Below are 21,477 nucleotides of genomic sequence, written 5' to 3'. Positions count from 1 at the left end.
TCATGCGCAAAAAAAGTCTGCGAAGCTCTTGGACGGTCTGCCTCGTCGCCATCGCAGCCACGGCGAGCTTCCTCTCTGCCGATCCCGCCGGTGCGGTTGCTGGCGACGCAGTCGAAACGGGCCAGTACGCCTTCACCGTCAAACTCGACATCGACATCGACAACGGGAAGCGGAGCTGTTCCGGCGCCCTGGTCGACCCTGTATGGGTCCTGACGGCCGCCAGTTGCTTCGCCGGTGCGGACGGAACGGTTCCGGCAGGGGAGCTAGATACATTCAGCACTGTAGTCATGGCGGGAGGACCCCCCGTATCGCCCTATGCAGTGTATGCCAAATCGCTCGTTCCCCATCCGAGCCGCGACCTGGCGATGGTCCGTCTCCTCACGCCATTGCCGCACCAAATACGACCCGTCTTTGAAGCTGAACCTATCGCAGTCGCTTCCACGCCGGTCTCAGCGGGTGAAAAGGTCCGGGTAACGGGCTACGGGCGCACGAAGACAGAGTGGGTGACGGATGCAGCCCATACCGCCACGCCCGTGCTTTCCGCTGTCGATACCACCTCGCTTTCCCTCGTCGGCACGGCCCCTGAGTCCGTCGGCATCTGCAAGGGGGACACAGGGGGGCCGACGTTCCGTCTGAGGAACGATGGACAACCTGAATTGGTGGGAATTCACTCTCGCTCCTGGGGCGCGGGCTGTTTCAACTCCGACGAGACTCGAGATGGCGCGGTTGACACTCGGGTGGACAACGTCAGCGCCTGGATACGGTCCATCCGCATGACCAACGTCGCGCGACTGACTTCCCAGACGTATACCACCGCCGACTTCAACGGGGACGGACGGACGGATGTCGCCGCCGTGTTGCTCGATGGTCGCCTGCACGCTCTGTACACCGGAGCCGACGGCACACTTGAGTACGGCCGCCCCCTCTGGAAGGACGAGTCGTGGGCGAACGCCACCAAGATCGTCGGCGGTGATTTCAACGGCGACGGCAACGGTGACATCGCGGCGATGTGGAGCGACGGACAGCTCTACTTCTATGCCGGCACCGCTGACGGCACCCTGCGTGCCCGGGTGCCGATGTGGCACGACACCTCGTGGAAGACCTTCAAGCACATCGCTCGCTACAAGGTGGACGATTCAGGGCGCGATGGTCTGATAGGGGTCTCCGGCGGTGGCTCCCTGTACGCCTACGCTTCGGGCCCCGACGGCGTCCTGACCGGCGCCAAGCAGTCCATGTGGCCCGACAGCACCTGGGGCGGCAAGACGCATTTCACCACGGCGGACTACAACGGGGACGGCCGTGACGACATCGCCGCGGTAAGCACCACCCGTGGCCTCGACCTCTACACCGGCAATGCCAGTTCGTCCTTCGACAAGGCCCGCTCGATGTCGACGAACGCCGACTGGACCGCCATGGACACGATCGCCGGCGGCGAATTCAACGGCGACGGCAAGGGCGATCTCACCGGAAACTGGCACATAACCACGTCACCGGAGGTATGGGCTCTGCGTGATTTCCAGCTCTACCTGGGGGACGGCAAGGGGGCTCTATCCAGCGGCAGCACCCTGTGGCCAGCTGGTTCCTGACCTCCTGTCAACTGGGCTCGGCGGTCTCCCGGCCGCCGGTTTCCGGTCGTACCGTTCTCTCCGGGGCGGTACGACCGGACCCTTGGTACGTTGCTACCAGATCCGCGGGGAAAGTCGGTGCGTCGGCGCATACGGTTGATGCGACACTGTCCGAATGAACTCCGATTTTTATCCAGATGTGATCAGGGCGGGCGGACTCGCGGCCGCCCTTCAGGAAAGCGCAGCGACATCACACACCCCCATCACCGTCATTCAGAATCCGGAGCAGAATTCCGAATCGGTCACCGTCGCCTCCGATACACCCGGACGGTCTCCACTGGAGGTCTTCACTCGGATCGAAGGACGTGCGTTCCAGGTCGTCGGACGGTCCGGCGGCGTCAACATCGTCACCGGGGTGACTGAGGACCTCGGGGAGGTCGTGGCGGTCTGCGCCGCCTGGGGGGCTGGCACGGCCGTGCCGCGGATGCGGGAGGCATTCCCCTTCCTGCAGTTCGACCCCGTCGCCGAGGCACACGAGCGAGGCCCCGCCGCAGCGGTGGCCGCCCAGTGGGAGATGCTGCGCGACAAGGCGGCGGCCACGCCCGAATTCCCCGAGTTCGCCGCTGTGCTGGAGGCTGCGCACGCGGAGCCCCGGCTGCGGTCGCTCTTCCCCTTCACCAGCCACTGGACGGTCGCCTTCAGTTCCCGCACCGGGAGCCCCTACCGGTGCGAGGTGGCGATCGCTCCGCACTACGGCGGTGGACCCTACCTGGTGCTGCGGTACCCGAACACCGGCGTGCACGGACAGACCGCCACCGCGGCGCAGGCGGTGGCGCTCGCCCTGGCGCACCTTCCGGACTCCGTGGGTCCGGCCACCGCAGGGTTCGATTTCCCACACGACCGCGAATGACGAAACCCTGAGAAAAGAACCGGCCCGGCTATTGCGCGCGAATCTTTCCCTGTTTTCTTTGCCACCCATTCGGCCTATGATCTCCGGCGTACATATCAGGAGTTCATGAGCGGAAAAAGACCCGAACGGGCCAATTTCCTGAAGGTGGAAGAGAATAGTGAAGAGAATGCGGCCCGGAATTTCCGGGCTACGCAGACGCATCGCGGGCTCCCTGGCACTCGCGGTCCTGGCCGGAGTGCTTTCCGTCCACCCGGCAGCGGCGGAGGACACGGTTGAGGACACGGTCGTCCCGATCTCCCGTTCCCTCCGTCAGCAAGCGGTGGACGTCTGGGCGGCCGGCGGCCCCGAGGTGCGGTCGGCCGCCGAGCCGGCTCTGGTGGGCAGTACCCAGGACGTCCTGGCGTTCCTGCAGACCTACGAAGACCGGCAGCTTCAGGACTACCGCGTCGAGGCCGCCCAACTGGCGGGCATGGGCGGGGAGAACCTTCTCGCCGCCGTCCGCACCGCGCTCTCCGGAGACGAGCGGGACCTCATCCACTTCCTGGAGTCGGGCTGGCGGGAACCCCTCCAGCAGGACCAGCGCGTCATGGTCGCCCGGGCGATCGACGCCGGCGGCCCGGAGGTGGCGGAGCGCGGCCGTGCCGCCCTCGCCGGGACGGAGGACGATCTTCAGGCGTTTCTCCAGACCGGCCTGGCCGAGGCTCAGGAGCAGGATCGACGGGTCGAGTTGGCTCAGATCATCTCCACCGGTGGTACCAACGTACGGGCTGCCGGACGTCTCGCGATGAACGGCACGGCCGACGACGTCTCTGAGTTCCTGGACGTCGGGCAGTTCGTCGCCCGCAACCGGGACGAGGAGTACGCGAGCGTCGCGGAACTCGCCGACCAGGCGGAGAAGGCCGGCAAGCTCTCCGCTTCGGAAACCGCAAAGGCCAAGGACGCCTCGGCGGAAGCCGTCGAAGCCGCGGCACAGGCCAAGAAGGCCGCTCAGGAGGCGGCCGCGGAGGCTGCGGCAACGGGGCAGGACTCAGCTGACGCGGCAAGCGCCGCCAACCGTGCGGCGAGCGCCGCGTCCGGCGCGGCGAAGGCCGCACAGCGGGCCATCTCGGCTGCCAATTCGGCCGAGCAGTCCGCGCGGACGGCGGCCACGGCCTCCACCAAGGCAGCGGCTGCGGCGGTCAACGCCGCCAACGCGGCCTCCGCGGCACGCAACGCGGCTGCCGCCGCCGCGACCGACGCGACCAAGGCTGACGCGGCCAGAAAGGCGGCCGCCACGGCCAACAAGGCGGCCAAGGACGCCGACCGGGCCGCGGACGCCTCGGACCAGGCCGTGAAGGCCGCCACCGCCGCGGGCCAGGCCGCTAGGTCCGCCGCGGGGGCGGGGGCCAACGCCGCCGCAGCCGCCGACGCGGCGATTCTGGCGAGCGGTTATGCCGGGTCCAGCAGCGCCGCTGCGGCCACGGCCCGCGCCGCCGCCGCCTCGGCGCACCGCCAGGCCGCTGAGGCCTCACGGGCCGCCGGCCAGGCCGAGTCCCTCGCCCAGAAGGCCGCCACGGCGGCCGGCCAGGCACGTGACGCGGCGCGCTCCGCGGCCGAGCACGCCCGGAACGCGGCCAAGGCCGCGCTGGAAGCGGCGGACAGCGCCGTCGACGCGGCCACCGCGGCTGCGAAGTCCACGGCCCACGCGGACGCCGCCACTGCGGCGGCGGACGCCGCCACGCAGGCGTCCAAGCAGGCTCAGACCGTCTACACGCTGGCCCGCGAGATCGAGAAAGAGGATCTCCTCGGCCGTACCAACGCCGGTATCGAGAACGCCCGCGACCTCAAGGCCCGGGACGAGGCGGACCGGAAACAGCGCGCCAAGGCCGCCGAAGAAGCGGACGAGGCCCGGGGCACGGCCGAGGACTTGGCGCGGCAGGCCCAGAGCGGTACCTCCGACGAGGAGATCGCGCAGCGGGGCCGCGAGCTCGCGCTGCTCGACATGAAGATCGGCAAGCCCTGGCTGCGCGAGGCCGCGCAGCAGGCACTGGGCAGCGACACGCTCGGAGTCGTCGCGTACGTGCGCACCGGCCGGGCCGAGGCCCAGGCGCAGGACGACCGATCGGACGTGGAACGCCTCGCCGAGGAGAGCTCCGTCAAGGAAGTGCGGGACGCGGCCGAGACGGCGCTCGACGGTGACGCGGCCGCAGTCAGCGCGTTCCTGCGGCAGGGCCAGTACGAAGCCGGCCGAGAGGCCTTCCGGGTGGCGGTCGCGCAGGCGGCCGACTCGGGTGGCCCCAACGTGCAGGACAAGGCGCGCCAGGCACTGAACGCCGGTACGACCGACGGCTTCCGCACCTTCCTGACCACGACCCTCGCCGAGGCCCAGGAGCAGGACGACCGGGTGACCGCCGCTCAGCTGGCCGGGAGCGGCGACCCGGAGGTGAGCTCCGCCGCGCGCGTCGCGCTGGAAGGGCCCGCCGACCTGCTGCACCGGTTCGTGAAGTCCGGTCGGTTCACGGCCGAGCGCAAGGACATGCTGTCGCTGACCCACCAGCTGCAGGTCCAGCAGTTGGTGGCCGAAGCATCACAGGTGGCGGCGATCGCACAGCGCGACGCCGCGACGGCTCAGGCCACCGCCGCCCTCGCGCGCAAGGCGTCGGAGCAGGCGCAGGACTGGGCGGACAAAGCCCAGGACTCCGCCGACCTGGCCTCCGACTACGCGAAGGAGGCCGACGGGTACGCCGACGACGCCGAAGCCTCCGCCGCGCAGGCCGCCGCGTCTGCGAAGTCCGCCCGCGCCGCGGCCGACCGGGCCGACACCGCCGCACACAACGCCGCCGTGTCGGCCAGCGACGCGTCCGTGTCCGCCGAACTCGCCCAGACCTCCGCCGGAGAGGCATGGGCCGCCCGCGCCCAGGCTGAGGCCGCGGCCACCCGCGCCGGAAAGAGCGCCGACGAGGCCCTCGCCCTGGCGAGCGAAGCCTTCGTGGTCAGCATCGAAAAGCACCGCGAGGAGGAGGAAGCACGACGCCGCGCGGCCGTCCTGGCGAAGGAGAGGGCGGAGAACGGCGGGCTGACGCCCTCCGAGCTCTACCGGTGCGGAATCCTGGGCTGCGAGGCCCGCGAGAACCCCGTGCGGTGGTGCGTGCACCACGAGATCTACTGCAAATTGCTCTCCATGGCTCCGGCGTTCGAAGCCAGCATGAAGCAGCTCACCGAGACCGCGCTCGCCATCACCGGCCTCACTCAACTGGAGAACTGCGCCCGCAAGGGTGACCTCGAAGCGTGCTGGGAACTCGCCCGCGACACGACGATGAACTCCAAGTTCCGCTCCTTGGGCCTCGCGTATCAGGCACTGAAGGCGCTGGAACGTGGCTGCACCATGTGCTTCCTTCCCGGCACCCGGGTGCTCATGGCCGACGGACACAGCCGTCCGATCGAGAAGGTCCGGGCCGGTGACCTGGTCCGGGCCACCGACCCAGCCACCGGTGCGACCGAGGCTCGTCCGGTCACCCAGCGGATCGTCACGCCGGACGACGACAAGTACCTGGCCGCGCTCTCCGTCCGAGGGCCCACCGGAGGAGTTTCCGATCTCTCGGCCACCCACGAGCACCCCTTCTGGAGCCCCAGCCTGGGGACCTGGGTCCCCGCGGGTGATCTGCGGGCCGGTGACACCCTCCGCACGGACACCGGCGCCACCGCCACCGTGCTGGCCAACCGCCCGTATGTGCAGCAGACCGTCACCTACAGCCTCACCGTCCAGGGGCTGCATTCCTTCTACGTCCTCGCCGGACGTACTCCCGTTCTGGTCCACAACTCCGAGTGCAAGGTCCTGGTCCTCGGGGTGACCCAGTACATCGGCGACGAAACGGCCCGTCTGGACGGCTACAACTTCATGGATCCCGATCTTCGGCGAGTCGAGGCGACCATGCCCGACGGCACGCCCTACACCGTCTGGATGAGTGAGGTGGAGAGCGTGATGCGGAACAACGGAAAGATCGCGGTGAGTCTCAAGGGCTTCGATCCGCCCGGCGGCACGTACCAGGAGAAGTTCGATCTGGCCGTGAAGAACGGCCAGGGGAGCAACTGGAGGTCGACCGAGTGGGAGATGGCCACGCTCGTGAAGCACAACAAGCGGGGCAATCTCGACTGGGATCACGTGACCTTCTACGGCGACAACGGCCAGAAGGTGAACATCGACCGCCCCTGAGCGAGGCACTCCGCTCCTGACAGGACGCGGCGCCCGGGCCCCGGCGGGCCCGGGCGTCGCCTGGTTTCCGGGCCGTGGAGAAAGGTCAGCACTGTGCCCCGCCGAGCCGGTACTCGACGGGGCACAGAGGCAGGGCCCACATGGCCGACAGCGTTCCCCGTCACCGGGGACGCGGCCCTCTCGCCGTACTGGCGCAGGCCCTACTTGCGGATCAGGCTGCGGAGCACGTACTGCAGGATGCCGCCGTTGCGGTAGTAGTCCGCCTCACCGGGGGTGTCGATGCGGACGACGCCGTCGAACTCGACGCCGGTGTCGGTGGTGACCTTGACCGTACGCGGGGTCGTGCCGTCGTTCAGTTCGGTGACGCCGGTGATGGAGAAGGTCTCCTCGCCGGTCAGGCCCAGGGTCTCGGCGGTCTGGCCCTCCGGGAACTGGAGCGGCAGGACGCCCATGCCGATGAGGTTCGAGCGGTGGATGCGCTCGTAGGACTCGGCGATGACGGCCTTGACGCCGAGGAGCGCGGTGCCCTTGGCCGCCCAGTCGCGGGACGAGCCGGAGCCGTACTCCTTGCCGGCCAGGATGACCAGCGGGGTGCCGGCGGCCTGGTAGTTCTGGGAGGCGTCGTAGATGTACGAGACCGGCCCGCCGTCCTGCGTGAAGTCGCGGGTGAAGCCGCCCTCGGTGCCCGGCGCGATCTGGTTGCGCAGGCGGATGTTGGCGAACGTGCCGCGGATCATGACCTCGTGGTTGCCACGGCGCGAGCCGTAGGAGTTGAAGTCACGGCGCTCGATGCCGTGCTCCGTGAGGTACTGGCCGGCCGGGGTGTCGGCCTTGATCGCACCGGCCGGGGAGATGTGGTCGGTGGTGACCGAGTCGCCCAGCTTGGCCAGGACCCGGGCGCCGGTGATGTCCTCGACCGGCGAGGTCTCCATGGTCATGCCCTCGAAGTACGGGGGCTTGCGCACGTAGGTGGACTCGGCGTCCCACTCGAAGGTGTTGCCGGTCGGGATGGACAGCGCCTGCCACTGGGCGTCGCCCGCGAAGACGTCCTGGTAGGACTTGTTGAACATGTCCTCGCCGATGGCGTTCGCCACGACGTCGTTGACCTCGGCCTCGGAGGGCCAGATGTCGGCCAGGTGGACGGGGTTGCCGTCCTGGTCGACGCCGAGCGCGTCCTTGGTGATGTCCACCTTCATCGAGCCGGCGATGGCGTACGCGACGACCAGCGGCGGGGACGCCAGGTAGTTCATCTTGACGTCGGGGTTGATCCGGCCCTCGAAGTTGCGGTTGCCGGAGAGCACCGAGGTCACGGCCAGGTCGTGCTCGTTGACCGCCTTGGAGACCTCCTCCGGCAGCGGGCCGGAGTTGCCGATGCAGGTGGTGCAGCCGTAGCCGACGAGGTTGAAGCCGACCTTGTCGAGGTACGGGGTCAGGCCCGCCTTGTCGAAGTAGTCGGTGACGACCTTCGAGCCCGGGGCGAGGGTGGTCTTGACCCACGGCTTGCGGGTCAGGCCCTTCTCGACCGCCTTCTTCGCCACGAGCGCCGCGGCGACCATGACGTACGGGTTCGAGGTGTTGGTGCAGGAGGTGATCGCGGCGACGGTGACGGCGCCGTGGTCCAGCTCGTACGTGGAGCCGTCGGGGGCGGTGACGGTGACCGGGTTCGTCGGGCCGGAGGCGGCGATGGCCGGGGAGTCGGAGGCCGGGAAGGACTCCTTGCCCGCCTCGTCCACGCAGTCCACGTAGTTGCGGACGTCCTGGGCGAACTGCGCCTTGGCCTCGGCGAGGACGATGCGGTCCTGCGGGCGCTTCGGGCCGGCGATGGACGGGACGACCGTGGAGAGGTCGAGCTCCAGCTTCTCGGAGAAGTCCGGCTCGGCGGCCGGGTCCAGCCAGAGGCCCTGCTCCTTGGCGTACGCCTCGACCAGGGCGACCTGCTGGGCGTCGCGGCCGGTCAGGCGCAGGTAGTTGAGGGTCTCCTCGTCGATCGGGAAGATCGCGGCGGTGGAGCCGAACTCCGGCGACATGTTGCCGATGGTGGCGCGGTTGGCGAGCGAGGTGGCGGCGACGCCCTCACCGTAGAACTCCACGAACTTGCCGACGACGCCGTGCTTGCGGAGCATCTCGGTGATGGTCAGCACGAGGTCGGTGGCGGTGGTGCCGGCCGGGAGCTCGCCGGTCAGCTTGAAGCCGACGACGCGCGGGATGAGCATGGAGACCGGCTGGCCGAGCATCGCGGCCTCGGCCTCGATGCCGCCGACGCCCCAGCCCAGCACGCCGAGGCCGTTGACCATGGTGGTGTGCGAGTCGGTGCCGACGAGGGTGTCGGGGTACGCCTGGCCGCCCCGGACCATGACCGTACGGGCCAGGTGCTCGATGTTGACCTGGTGGACGATGCCGGTGCCCGGCGGGACGACCTTGAACTCGCTGAACGCGGTCTGGCCCCAGCGCAGGAACTGGTAGCGCTCCTTGTTGCGGCCGTACTCCAGCTCGACGTTCTGGCCGAAGGCGTCCTTCGTGCCGAACTTGTCGGCGATGACGGAGTGGTCGATGACCAGCTCGGCCGGGGCGAGCGGGTTGATCCGCTCCGGGTCGCCGCCGAGCTCCTTGACGGCCTCACGCATGGTGGCGAGGTCCACGACGCAGGGCACACCGGTGAAGTCCTGCATGATCACGCGGGCCGGCGTGAACTGGATCTCCTGGCTGGGCTGCGCCTGGGAGTCCCAGCCGCCGAGCGCGCGGATGTGGTCGGCGGTGATGTTCGCGCCGTCCTCCGTGCGGAGCAGGTTCTCCAGCAGGACCTTCAGGCTGTAAGGGAGGCGCGCGGAGCCCTCGACCTTGTCCAGCCTGAAGATCTCGTACGACTCGTCGCCCACGCGCAGCGTGCTGCGGGCGTCGAAGCTGTTCGCCGACACGACAGTCTCCTTCATCAATGTGCGCGTAACTCCGCGCCGCGCCTCACCACGGCGGGCGCCGCGTGGTGCCGCCTCGGACCACCGGACCATCCGCTAAGGTAAGGCTTAGTTAGGTAACCCTTACCGGGGCGGCCCGCTGTGCGCCTTCGGCATATATCTCGATGTCGAGATAACTCTAGTACATGACCGCGGACGGGTCATGTCCGGGCGCCCCCCGCGGGCGGCGTGGCGCCCGTGCGGCGGCGGATCAGCTCCTTGCCCTCCTCGGGCAGCGCGTCCGCCACCGCGAGGAGCGGCAGCAGCTCCGGCTCCAGGGTCATGGCCCGGAACTCCAGCGCGACGGTCACCTCGTGGGCGGGCCGGTGCACGATCTCCACCCGGTCGCCGGAGCGGATCTCGCCGGGCTCGATCACCCGGAGGTACGCGCCGGGCAGGGCCGCCCGGGTGAACCGCTTGATCCAGCCGTCCCGCTCCAGCCAGCCCTGGAACGTCGCGCACGGGATACGCGCACACGACACCTCCAGGACGACGTCGGACCCGATCCGCCACCGCTCCCCGATCAGGGCACCGTTGACGTCCACGCCGAGGGTGGTCAGGTTCTCGCCGAACACCCCGTTGGCGAGCGGCCGGCCGAACTCGGCCTCCCAGCCGTCCAGGTCCTCGCGCGCGTAGGCGTAGACGGCCTGGTCGGCGCCGCCGTGGTGCCGCACGTCGTAGGCGCGGTCGCCGGCCAGGCCGACGGCGCCGGTGCCCTTGGGCCCCGGGGCGGTCACCGCGACGGGCCCGTCGACGGGCCGCTTGTCGATGCCCGTCGCACTGATCCCCTTCCAGGGGTTGGGGCGAGGACGGCCGATGTTGACGGAAAGTGCGTACATGAGGCGGGACCCTAGGAGCGGCGGGTCGCGGACGCGAGGGAGTTTCGGGCCTCGGCCTCCACTCCTTCGCCCCACCCGCCACACCACTCTCACCCGAACGGCACACCCCCAGGCGAGTGCAATCTCATATCTGAGATAGCCTTTCGGCATGTCAGATGACTACCTCGTACGTATCGGCAAGCTCATCCGTGACGCCCGTCAGCACCGGGGCTGGACGCAGAGCCAGCTCGCCGAGGCGCTCGGCACCAGCCAGAGCGCGGTGAACCGCATCGAGCGCGGCAATCAAAACATCAGCCTTGAGATGATCGCCCGCATCGGTGAAGCGCTCGACAGCGAAATCGTCTCACTCGGCTACGCCGGCCCCATGCATCTGCGCGTGGTCGGCGGGCGCCGGCTCTCCGGCGCCATCGACGTCAAGACCAGCAAGAACGCGTGCGTGGCCCTGCTGTGCGCGTCGCTGCTCAACAAGGGCCGTACGGTGCTGCGCCGCGTGGCCCGCATCGAGGAGGTCTACCGCCTCCTCGAAGTCCTCAACTCCATCGGCGTGCGCGCCCGCTGGATCAACGACGGCACCGACCTGGAGATCGTGCCGCCGGCCCGGCTCGACATGGACGCGATCGACGCGGACGCCGCCCGCCGCACGCGCTCCATCATCATGTTCCTCGGCCCGCTGCTGCACCGCATGGACGCGTTCAAGCTGCCGTACGCGGGCGGCTGCGACCTCGGTACGCGGACGATCGAGCCGCACATGATCGCGCTGCGCCGGTTCGGCCTGGACATCGCCGCCACCGAGGGCATCTACCACGCCCGGGTGGACCACTCCGTCACCCCCGGCCGCCCCATCGTGCTGACCGAGCGCGGCGACACGGTGACCGAGAACGCCCTGCTGGCCGCCGCCCGCCACGACGGCACCACGGTCATCCGGAACGCCTCCTCCAACTACATGGTCCAGGACCTCTGCTTCTTCCTGGAGGCACTGGGCGTACGCGTGGACGGCATCGGCACGACGACCCTCACGGTGCACGGTGTGCCCGAGATCGACGTGGACGTGGACTACTCGCCCTCCGAGGACCCGGTCGAGGCGATGAGCCTGCTGGCCGCCGCCGTCGTCACGGAGTCCGAGCTGACGATCCGCCGGGTGCCCATCGAGTTCCTGGAGATCGAGCTCGCGGTCCTGGAGGAGATGGGCGTCGACTGCGACCGCACCGCGGAGTACGCCGCCGACAACGGCCGCACCCGCCTGGTCGACCTGACGGTCCGCCCCTCCAAACTGGAGGCGCCGATCGACAAGATCCACCCGATGCCCTTCCCCGGCCTCAACATCGACAACGTCCCCTTCTTCGCGGCCATCGCGGCCTCGGCCCACGGCCAGACCCTGATCCACGACTGGGTCTACGACAACCGCGCGATCTACCTCACCGACCTCAACCGCCTCGGCGGCCGCCTCCAGCTCCTGGACCCCCACCGCGTCCTGGTCGAGGGCCCCACCCGCTGGCGCGCCGCCGAAATGATGTGCCCCCCGGCCCTCCGCCCGGCGGTGGTCGTCCTCCTCGCGATGATGGCGGCCGAGGGCACGTCGGTGCTGCGCAACGTGTACGTGATCAACCGCGGCTACGAGGAGCTCGCGGAGCGGCTGAACTCGGTGGGAGCGCAGATCGAGATCTTCCGGGACATCTGAGCGGTCCTGGAATCCACGCCACCGCTGCCTTGCCGACCTGCGCTCATGCAGGTCGGCAAGGCAGCGGTGGCATCTGGGGGGATCCTCTGGGACTTTGAACCGCGATGAGCTACTGGTCATTTGCGAGTGACATCCACCTCCCTATGCTCGATCTGGTCGAGCAACTGGCCAAGGACTACAGAGCGATGGGCGCCTCGGACTCCCGCTCGGCCGGCCTGGCATGCGCGCTGCGAGTCCTTGGCCAGTCATACCCCGAGCATCCCGCCTACCAGCAGGAATGGCGCCCATAGCCATTTCCGATGGCGCCCATGGCCTTTCCAGCAGACAGTCCCTAGCCGCCGGCGGTCACGGAGGACGTAGATCCGGATGCCTGCGCGCATTGTTGTTCGGCCGGCGCCGCCGATCCCGACCATCGGGCTGCGAGGACCGCACAGACCGTGAGTTGCATCTGGTGGTAGAGCATCAGGGGCAAGACAGCCACCGCGGCCTGCCCCGCGAAGAGCACGGAGGCCATGGGCAACCCGTTGGCCAGGCTCTTCTGGGATCCGCAGAATACGACGGCGATGCGCGAGGGACGGTCCAAACCCGCGAAGCGGGCAGCCGCGTGGGTGCAGGTCAGTGCCACCACCAGCAGCAGCGCAAGGACGGCAAGCAGACCCAGCAGCGTGCCCGGAGTGACGCTGCTCCAGACACCCTGGTTCATCCCCTCGCTGAACGCCACGTAGACGACCAGGAGAATGGAACCGCGGTCCACCGGGCCGAGAAGCCGCTTGTTCCGGCTCACAAAGGCCTGCAGCCTGGGGCGCAGTAGCTGCCCGGCGAGGAATGGGGCGAGCAGCTGCGCACCGATGCGAAGCGCTCCGTCCGCCGAGATACTGGTCTGCGACCCGATCAGCCAGGCGGCGAGCAGCGGGGTGACCGCGAGCCCGATCACACTGGAATAGGTGCCGGCGCAGATGGCGGCGGCGATGTCGCCTCGGGCGGTGGAGGTCAGCGCCACCGACGACTGGACCGTGGAGGGGACGACGCACAGGAAGAGAATCCCCGCGCCGAGCTGGGCGGTCAGTGTGTCGGGGGCGAGCCACAGAACGGCCAGCCCCAGGGCGGGGAAAAGGACGAAGGTCGAGAGGAGGATCAGTGTGTGGAGGCGGACGCGGCGCATGCCCGCCAAGGTCTCCTTCGTGGAGAGCCGTAGGCCGTAGAGGAAGAAGAGGAGGATGATCGCCGCCTGTGACGCGGTGCGGGCGACCCTCTCGGCCGATCCGGAGGCCGGAAGCAGCGCGGCCAGCGTGACGGTGGCGGCGAGTGCCGCCACGTAGGGGTCGACGAATCGGGGCCATCGCGAGCGCGGTGGCGGCCCCGAGTTCTGTGGCGGCGCGTGGGGCGGGTCGGGCGGGGCAGGGCTGTCGGGGATGCCCTGCCTCCGGTTGTCGGTCACCCTCAGTCCTTTGAGTCGTCGTCGGTGTTGTCGGGGTTGATCAGGGTGTCCATGAGGTCCACCGCACTGCCGTCGTGGTCGCTGCCGGAGGTGCCGCTGCCGTGGTTGGTGTTGGCTGTGCGGTCGATCTCCAGCCAGGAGTCGGCCTCGGAGTTGTCGATGACCGACAGGTTGAGGTCTCCGGCCGCGGCCGGGGGACTCGCGGTGACCAGGAACGCCGCGGCGAGGGCCACCGCGGCGGCGGCGCCCGGGCCGGGAGCCGAACGGTGGCGCGGCTCCCGGACGGGACGTGAAGGCGTGGTGCCGACCGGACCGGTCATGCGGAGAGAGCCTCTCGCGTGTCGTGGTGCCGGCTGATGTTCTTCTCCAGCAGCTTTGTCGACTCGCGTACCCCGATCTCGCCGGTGTCGTCGGCGGCGGGCAGCCGTCCGTCCGCGAATTGCAGCTCCGCCAGCGCCGTGTCCACCGCACGGTGCGCGGCGAAGAGGCAGGGGGTGCTGTAGATCGCCACGTCCACCCCGAGTTCCGTGAGTTCCGAGAGGGACAGGCGGGGGGACTTCCCGCCGGCGATCTGGTTGAACAGGAGCGGCTTGTCGCCGATCACCCGGCGGATGCGCTTGATCCAGTCGACGCTGCGGACTCCGTCCACCAGGACCACGTCCGCGTCGGTCTCGGCGAGGGCCTGCGCCCGGCGCAGGATGTCGGCCTCTTCCGTGGCATCGGTACGCGCGACCACGACCATGTCGGTGCGGGAGGCGAGGACGAGCTCCAGCTTCTCCAGGTACTCCTCGAGGGGCAGTACTTGCTTGCCGTCCGCGTGACCGCACCGGCGGGGCCGCTTCTGGTCCTCCAGGATCACCCCGGAGGCCCCGATCCTTTCCAGGCGCTGCACCACGTGGCAGGCCACCTCGGGGTCGACGTAGCCGTCGTCGATGTCCACGAGGAGGTGCTGGCGCGGAAATGCCCCGCGCAGCCGCTCGGCGAATGCGACCATGTCGGGCCACGCGATGAAGCCGATGTCCGGCAGGCCGTAGTACGACGCCGCGAATCCGAACCCGGAGACGAAAAAGCCGTTGTAGTGCTGTGCTGCGATGGATGCGGAATACATGTCGTAGATGCCGATGAGTGGCGTCGTTCCGGACGCGCTGATCTCCTGCCGCAGGACATTGCCGTACGTCATGACAGTTCTCCGTGGGGGGGGTGATGGCCCCGGCTTCACGCCTGGGGCTTTGCGCATGCGCCACGAAGGCGTCCTTCGTGGCGCAAGGAGGGTGGATAGTCGGATGAGAAGTCAAGGTTGTGATGACTTTTCCGCACGACCGGGAAAGGCACATCAAGGACATCTGCGCCTTCGCGAAAACCTTAGCTTTGCCTCCCATTTGCCCGCAAGGCATTTTTTTGGCCTTGGCTTGAATGGGGCTTTCGCGAACGCTGCTAAAAAATTACAATCCCGTTCAATAATTGAAGCCCGACCTTTTTACATCAAGAAAGGAAACGCTTCCGCATTCTTTCGGTGAGTGTGCGAGGCGGCCGGGGGACGGCCGTGACCGTGCGCGCTCGTCTCGCCTCCGGAGTGCGGCTGTTCCCCCTGTCGGCCTTACTGCCGGCGGACGTCGGTGCGATCGGATGGCCGCTCGGCTGGGTCGTGCTGACCACGACTCTGGGACCCACCGCGCCGTCGACCGGGCCGTCGGCCACGGCTTCACCGACGTCACGGCCCACCTGCCGTCCTCGGCCACCGCCGGGTGGCCGTCACCGCGGCCCGGCTCCCCGAGCACCTCTGAACCGGCCGCGCCGAACCCGCCCGGCCCCTCCCGTCCGTGCGGGACCTGCCGGCACCCGAGCACGTCACTTGGCGCTTTCAGCGCCGCAGTTGTCCTGCGGGGCCCCTTGCTCGCATTCTTCCGGGCCCTGCGGTAATCCGTTTGCACGACAGCCGGGGCGGCGTGACAGGCTTGCGCGGTGATTGTGCAGCTGGCCCCTTCTGTTCTGACCTGGGACGAGGTGGATCCCGCCCGTCATCACTTCGACAGCGCGTCGGCTCGGAAGGTGGTGCGTTCGCTCGGCCCCGCCCAGAGGGTCCCCAGCCGCCCCGCCGCCCCCTTCGGTGACCCGGTGATGAGTGCCTGGAGCCGGAAGGAGGGAACGCTTTGGGCCGACGCCATGTCGCAGGCCCTCGTCGAGCACTACGGCCGCTGGACCCTGGGCTGGCGCTGGGCGCACGATGAAGGGGACTTCGATGGGGGGCCGGTCGGGAACTGGTGCTGCCCACGGGACTCGATCACCACCGAGCAGGAGACGCTCGCCCGTGTCGTCGCGGCTCTGTGCGAGTGGCGTGAGTGGCTGGAGAGTCTCGCCAGGTGGTTCGACGCATACCCCTTGAACCTGACCGAGATCGAGGACCAGCGGATCCTGTGGGAGCGCGCCGCCCGAAACCTGATACTGCAGGTGACCGACCGTACCGGGTGCGGCAGTGGCTGGCACGGGCACTGCCATCAAGTGCTCACCTGGTTCCTGAGCCGTTGGGGCGTGCGGCCCGACCTCGCGAGGGAACTGGTCGACGAGGCGATCGGCGGTCGGTTCAAGAGTTGGACCGGCCCCGACCCCCTGCTCGTCGACGATGTCGCGGAGCGCCTCGCGCTCTCGCTGTGGCCGGACGACGGCGCACGGTCCGCTGGGCCTGCGCCGGACCACCTTGAGCGCTGGCTCGCGGTGCGCGAGTCCGTGCCCTGGCAGGAGGTTCCGGAAGGCGGGCGGGACGAGCCGGTGGCACCGTCGAACGATGGCGCGGCGCAGGACATCCGAGCCTTCGACGGTGCCGTGGATCCCGCCCGCGCCCGGGGCCTGCTTGCCGCCCTGAAACTGCTGCGGGCCGACGCGGCGCGCGGCGCCGTGCTCGACTTCAAGCTGATCCAGCGCTGGCAGCAGCACGTCATGGGCACACCGACGCCGCCGTTCCGCCATTTGCCGGCCTTCGCCAAGGGCGGCAGGGAACGCTACGGAATCGGTCCGGACACCCGGGCCCGCTTCGACGTCTGCCTGGCTCAGAGCGCGCAGGACGTCGGGCGCCCCCTTTCCCTCACGGCCCGGGCCGCACGTGCCTATCTCGACGTCTGCTTCTTCCACCCCTTCGACGACGGCAATGCCCGATCCGCCTTCCTCACCCTCGTCTTCGTCCTCGCCCGCGAAGGCGTCACACTCGATGGAGTCAGCCTGCTGCGCCGCGTCACCTTCCAGGCCGACGAGCCGCAGGACGCGCTCACCCTCACGCGATACATCGACACCCACCTCGCGGCGACCCGACGCAACACCGCCTCCGGAGACTCCCAGCTTGATCTATGACCTGTGCAGCGGGGTCGTGGGTTGGTCGTCTGCCTTTCGCAGGACGTGGGAGCTCTGGAAGGGGATCGTTCCCGTGGGCTGCCGCGGCAGCCACGGCCGGGTCAGACCACCTGCTTGAGGACGCCCCGGAGACGGACGCCGGAAGCAGCGGTTACCCGACGGCCGGGGTCGGGCTCGTCGTGGCCCTGGCGGTGTCGCTGTCGCTGTCGCCGAACACTTCCTGTACGAGTGTCTGGGTCGCCTGCTGGAAGGCCTGGGCCATGGACATCGAGGCATCGTCCACATAGTTGAGCGCCGCGGTCAGGGTCTTCGCGCCGTCCGGGGTGCTGTACATCAACGCCGCGTGGCCTGCCATTCCGCCGTTGTGGGTGATGGCCTTGCCGCCGTCCGGGCCCGCAGTTGGAATAGCTCCAGTCCGTGCCCGGCTCGAACCGGGCTCACGAAGAACCGGGTCGACAGAGCCGGGTCGTCGACGGTCAGTGCCACGGCCGACCCGATGACGTTCATGGGCTGAGCTCCTTTCCGCAGGTCCGCTGCTCACGGAGTCCGGCTTCACGTCCGGGGAGAGGGGCATCAAGGTCGCATCCCGCAACGGTAGTTAGTCGGCGCTACACGAAATGGGGTGGGCGGCGCAGGTTCCGGGCCAGCTCCTGTACCTCGGCCACCGTGATCGGGATGCCGATCAGCCTCGGCCACCACGGCATACTCTTCGTCGCCACGCTCCGCTTCCGGCAGGACCGCCACCTCAGCGTGCGAAGTCTCCTTCTGCCGGAACGCTGAGGACGCATGCGCCCGGCGTGCGCCGCTCTGCTCTCCTGTATGCGCCGCTGCCGGGTCCGGGCGCGGCGGCCAGACTGGCTACCGTTTCGCGGCCGGGCATCGTCTTTCGGGGCCGGTCGCGCCGTCGGGCGGTCCGCGCTGCCCGACAACGGACGTGCCGCGGACCGCGGTTGCGGTCCGCGGGTCGAGGAGGGGAAGACGTGCACAGACACTTACCGGACCGGCCGCGCCGGGCCGTACCGCTTCTGCGTGCCGCCGTGGCATCGGGCCTGGCGTGCGCGGCGGCATTGGCCACCGCACTGCCCGCGGCCGCCGCGACGGACGTACCTGCGCCCCCGAAGGCTTCAGCCGTCTCCGCGCCGGCGCCCCAAGCGGCGACCGTGCTCTTCGAGGAGGGGTTCGAGAACGCGCCCGGCGCTCCCCGCCCGCTGACCGCGTACGTCGGGGCCGCGCCACTCGCCGAGACGTACACGGCCGACCCGGCCTGGCTCACTGCCTGCAACGGCTGGCTGGTCTCGGCGGCCGACCCCGCCACCGCTCCGGCCGGCAGCGGCTGCGGGACGTCCTGGCCCTCTCAGCAGGCCATGGCGTCGGCGCTGGCCGAGTGGTCCGGGGGCGACCCGATCGGCAACCACGCCGTCACCGCGTACACCGCGGGGGATCCGGGAGCCGGGAAGACGCAACTGGAGACGGTGCAGCCCATTCCGGTGGCGTCGACCGGCCGCTTCCTGACCTTCTCGGTGGACGCGGCGGCCGTCAACTGCTTCGCCGAGCATCCGCTGCTGGAGTTCTCCCTACTCGACGGAGAGCGGGTCGTCCCGGCGTTCACCGACCCCATCGACACGTGCGCCGACGCCGGTACGGTCACCGCAAACGGTACGCACGTCGGCACCTACGCGGGCGACGACGCCGTGCTCTTCTCGGGGACCTCGGCCGGTGTCCGCATGGTCAACGCTCAGGCCAGCGGTACCGGCAACGACGGCGCGATCGACAACCTCCGGATCCTGGACGCCACCCCGCAGCTCAGCACGGCCTTCGATCCCGACCCGGTAGGCGCCGGCGACCCGACGACGCTGACCTTCACCGTCACCAACACCACCGAGAAGGCGGCGAAGCGCGGCTGGTCCTTCACCGAGCAGCTACCGCCCGGACTCGTCGCCGACCCCGGCTCCGCCACCACCAACTGTCCCTCCGGCACGGTCTCCGTCGCCCCTGACGGACACGGTCTCACCTCCGGCGGCGACCTCGCCGCCGGTCAGGAGTCCTGCACCATCACGGTCCGGGTGTCCTCGGCCCGCAGCGGCACGTACACCCTGTGCGCCACGGCGACGACCGCCCGGCACGGCATCGATCCACCCGGCTGCACGTCGGTGACGTTCGTCGCGCTGCTCATGGACGCGCACGCCCAGGCCGTCACAGCTGCCCCCGCCGCATCGCTGGCCCCTTCGGACGTCACCTGTACGGAAGACCCGGCCACCGATGACGCCCAGCTCGGCAACACCCATATCGGCTCCTCCACCGGCTCACTCACCTCTGCCACGACCCATGCGGCGGGCACCGCAGGCGCCGGCAGCGCCCGTACGGCCAGCTCAACCGCCACCGTCAACGGAGCACACTTCCTCGGAGGTCTGGTCAGCATAGGCACGGCAACCGCCACGGCCACCGCGACCGCACCCACGGCGCTGGACACGATCACCGTCACCGGCACGACCACCCTCACCGGGACCCGCGTGGGCAACACCACGGTCGCGGCCCACCCGGCACCGAACACCGTCATCACCCTCCCGCAGCTCGGCACGGTCATCCTCAACGAGCAGCGGGTCTACGGCGACGGGCGCGGTCTCGTAGTCAACGCCCTGCACGTCCGGCTGTCCAACGGCACCGACATCGTCGTCGGCGGCGCCCGCGCCTCCCTCACCCGGACCCCGGGCCCCTGCCCCTCACCCTGACCCCCAAGCGCGTACACCACCACGGCCAGGCCTGCGCGCGGGCGGCCCGTGTCGCGGCCATCGCGGCGGACACCGGCTGCCTCCCCGCCCGGCTGCCTACGGTTCTCGGCCCGCCTTGGCCGCTGGGGGGCGGCGGGGCGGGCCGCAGTTTTCCCGCGAAGGCATGGGCGGGGCATCGCTGCGGATCGCCCTGGCGCCGTTGGCCAGGAACAGGCCGACTGCATGACTCCCCGGGCCCCGCACCGGCCTGCCCTGTCGCTCTCAGCGTCGGGGAAGGCGGTGCAGGGTGACGTCGGTGAGGGCGCCGTCCATGACTGTGCACGTCATATAGGTGCAGTACGGCTGCCGTCTGCGATCCGTCGGCGACCCGGGATTCAGCAGGCGCAAACCGCCCGGGGCTTCGGTGTCCCAGGGGATGTGACTGTGGCCGAAGACCAGGACGTCCAGGTCCGGGTAGAGCGCGGCACAACGCGCCTCCCGGCCCGGGGCCGCTCCCGTCTCGTGGACGACGCCGAAACGTACGCCTCCCAGGCGGACGCGGGCCATCTCCGGCAGCCTGGCCCGCAGTTCCGGGCCGTCATTGTTTCCGTAGACGCCGACCAGGCGCCGGGCTCGGCGCTCAAGCAGATCGAGCGTGGCGACGTCGACCCAGTCCCCCGCATGGACCACGACATCGGCACGGTCCATCGCGTCCAGCAGCGCGTCGGGAAGGTGCCTGGCGCGCCGGGGTACATGTGTGTCCGAGACGAGCACGAGCCGCAAGGGAGCACGCGGGGGCATCACGGTTGTGTCGTCGTCCATCTGCCAGCCGTTTCCTCGGGTACGCCGCTTGCCGGTGTCCAGGGAGTGGGGAGCACCGGCTCGGTCTGTTCTCCTCGGTCATGCGCGCGAGGGCCCCGTCCTCGCGTACGCGGCCCGATGCGCGGCACATCAGGACTTCCTCTCCTGCATCCGTCCGAAACCAGCGTGTTTCCGATGAAGCGCGCGCCGCCCAGCCCGAATGGAGGGCCGAACAGTTCACGCATCCGCCAGCCGCTACGTCTCCGCCCGCGCGGCCCACTACTACTCGCGCCCTGACGTCGTCTACTACCCTTCCATGACGCCCCGCTGGTCGAGTACGGCCTCCTGTGGGCGGCAGCGAACAGTGCCCCGATAGTGCACGCCTTGTCGAGACCCTGCTCGCAACGACCGGGGCGCCCCGCTCCGAACCTCCACCGCGGGTCTGATACCGCGGTGGGTTCCTGCATCTTCAGTCGGGGATGACGGCGCCGGGCCGCTTGCTCCTCCCCGGCCGTCGCAAGCGCCTCGGGCCCGGGCACAGCGCCGGTTATGAGGTGGTGTCGGTGGTGGCGTGCGTAGAGCGGCGGCGTCCTTTGAGTTCGGCTTCGTGGATGTGGGAACGTCCCTGGGCGAGCTCGTGGACCAGGCGCTGTTCCAGGGCGGTGAAGTGGTGGTAGTAGGTCCGGTTGTACGCCTCGATGATCTGGAAGGTCCAGTGGCCCGGGATGACGTTGCGGCCGAGAACCTCCTGCTCGATCAGGTCGGCTTCCTCGCCGTGGCCGGCTTCCCGCAGCAGGCGTACCGCGTCGCCGACCTGGAAGTCGGCGGTGCCTGTCAGCTGGTGGAACTCATAGAGTGCGCCCCGGGCCCGTTCGGTGGTTTCCAGTGCCTTCGACAGCGCTCCCAGCGCCTCGACTGTCTTGTCGCTCATTCCCTCGGGTCGCCGATGCGCGGCGTCCGGGACCCCATCGTGTTCATCGTTCACGCTGACACCCTTGCCCGGAGATGCCCCATTCCTACCAGCCGAGCGGACCCATGGGTGGCTCGGTGCGC

The 21,477-nt window shown here is 69.5% G+C and carries 15 protein-coding genes; 7 read left to right on the top strand and 8 right to left on the bottom strand.

Annotated elements, in window-relative coordinates; genetic code table 11:
- The first annotated feature begins 2 nt into the window (after positions 1–2).
- The 3 genes from FKN01_RS17380 to FKN01_RS33580 all read left to right on the top strand — a co-directional run bounded on the left by FKN01_RS17380 (position 3) and on the right by FKN01_RS33580 (position 6,667).
- Positions 3–1,586, top strand: coding sequence for a trypsin-like serine protease (locus FKN01_RS17380; protein ID WP_143621472.1), 1,584 nt, complete (start codon positions 3–5; stop codon positions 1,584–1,586).
- A 154-nt stretch (positions 1,587–1,740) separates the two neighbouring features.
- Positions 1,741–2,475: a DUF6193 family natural product biosynthesis protein gene (locus FKN01_RS32575; protein WP_185992876.1), complete on the top strand. Its 735-nt coding sequence runs from the start codon at positions 1,741–1,743 to the stop codon at positions 2,473–2,475.
- Positions 2,476–2,641: 166 nt separating this feature from the next.
- Entirely contained in the window at positions 2,642–6,667 is a 4,026-nt protein-coding gene (locus FKN01_RS33580; protein WP_143621466.1) for a polymorphic toxin-type HINT domain-containing protein, read from the top strand.
- A 200-nt stretch (positions 6,668–6,867) separates the two neighbouring features.
- Here the strand turns inward: FKN01_RS33580 and acnA are convergent, their stop codons facing one another.
- Entirely contained in the window at positions 6,868–9,582 is a 2,715-nt protein-coding gene (acnA, locus tag FKN01_RS17365; protein ID WP_143621463.1) for an aconitate hydratase AcnA, read from the bottom strand.
- Between the two features lie 197 nt (positions 9,583–9,779).
- Complete coding sequence (locus FKN01_RS17360; protein ID WP_143621461.1) at positions 9,780–10,457, bottom strand: MOSC domain-containing protein; 678 nt, start codon at positions 10,455–10,457, stop codon at positions 9,780–9,782.
- Between the two features lie 148 nt (positions 10,458–10,605).
- Between FKN01_RS17360 and FKN01_RS17355 the strand changes: the two genes are divergently transcribed.
- On the top strand, positions 10,606–12,135 hold the full coding sequence (locus tag FKN01_RS17355) for a UDP-N-acetylglucosamine 1-carboxyvinyltransferase (protein WP_143621459.1): 1,530 nt from the start codon (positions 10,606–10,608) through the stop codon (positions 12,133–12,135).
- A gap of 104 nt (positions 12,136–12,239) precedes the next feature.
- The gene (locus FKN01_RS32840; protein WP_313906156.1) at positions 12,240–12,425 is read left to right on the top strand and encodes a DUF6221 family protein; all 186 of its coding nucleotides are present in this window, start codon (positions 12,240–12,242) and stop codon (positions 12,423–12,425) included.
- Between the two features lie 41 nt (positions 12,426–12,466).
- Here the strand turns inward: FKN01_RS32840 and FKN01_RS17350 are convergent, their stop codons facing one another.
- The 3 genes from FKN01_RS17350 to FKN01_RS17340 all read right to left on the bottom strand — a co-directional run bounded on the left by FKN01_RS17350 (position 12,467) and on the right by FKN01_RS17340 (position 14,753).
- Positions 12,467–13,450, bottom strand: a complete 984-nt coding sequence (locus FKN01_RS17350) for a bile acid:sodium symporter family protein (protein WP_260696937.1) — start codon at positions 13,448–13,450, stop codon at positions 12,467–12,469.
- A gap of 125 nt (positions 13,451–13,575) precedes the next feature.
- Complete coding sequence (locus tag FKN01_RS17345) at positions 13,576–13,893, bottom strand: hypothetical protein (RefSeq protein ID WP_260696925.1); 318 nt, start codon at positions 13,891–13,893, stop codon at positions 13,576–13,578.
- On the bottom strand, positions 13,890–14,753 hold the full coding sequence (locus tag FKN01_RS17340) for an oxaloacetate decarboxylase (protein ID WP_143621456.1): 864 nt from the start codon (positions 14,751–14,753) through the stop codon (positions 13,890–13,892). Before FKN01_RS17340 ends, FKN01_RS17345 begins: the two co-directional genes overlap by 4 nt.
- A gap of 782 nt (positions 14,754–15,535) precedes the next feature.
- Here FKN01_RS17340 and FKN01_RS17335 point away from each other — a divergent pair.
- Entirely contained in the window at positions 15,536–16,915 is a 1,380-nt protein-coding gene (locus FKN01_RS17335) for a Fic family protein (protein ID WP_143621454.1), read from the top strand.
- A 151-nt stretch (positions 16,916–17,066) separates the two neighbouring features.
- Here the strand turns inward: FKN01_RS17335 and FKN01_RS17330 are convergent, their stop codons facing one another.
- Positions 17,067–17,270 (bottom strand): hypothetical protein, encoded by a 204-nt coding sequence (locus tag FKN01_RS17330; protein ID WP_260696924.1) that lies wholly within the window; start codon positions 17,268–17,270, stop codon positions 17,067–17,069.
- A 625-nt stretch (positions 17,271–17,895) separates the two neighbouring features.
- On the opposite strand from FKN01_RS17330, the gene FKN01_RS17325 reads away from it, so the two are divergent.
- Entirely contained in the window at positions 17,896–19,644 is a 1,749-nt protein-coding gene (locus tag FKN01_RS17325; RefSeq protein WP_185992874.1) for a choice-of-anchor P family protein, read from the top strand.
- Positions 19,645–19,905: 261 nt separating this feature from the next.
- On the opposite strand, the gene FKN01_RS17320 is transcribed toward FKN01_RS17325, so the two are convergent.
- Together FKN01_RS17320 and FKN01_RS17315 are read right to left on the bottom strand one after the other, a co-directional pair.
- Positions 19,906–20,406, bottom strand: a complete 501-nt coding sequence (locus FKN01_RS17320) for a metallophosphoesterase (protein WP_143621638.1) — start codon at positions 20,404–20,406, stop codon at positions 19,906–19,908.
- Between the two features lie 565 nt (positions 20,407–20,971).
- Positions 20,972–21,355, bottom strand: coding sequence for a hypothetical protein (locus FKN01_RS17315; protein ID WP_143621447.1), 384 nt, complete (start codon positions 21,353–21,355; stop codon positions 20,972–20,974).
- Between the last annotated feature and the right edge of the window lie 122 nt (positions 21,356–21,477).

The sequence above is a fragment of the Streptomyces sp. 130 genome (assembly GCF_007096885.1).
Lineage (GTDB): Bacteria > Actinomycetota > Actinomycetes > Streptomycetales > Streptomycetaceae > Streptomyces.
Note: the sequence above shows the minus strand (reverse complement) of the source record. Positions and strands in the feature narration are given on the sequence as shown.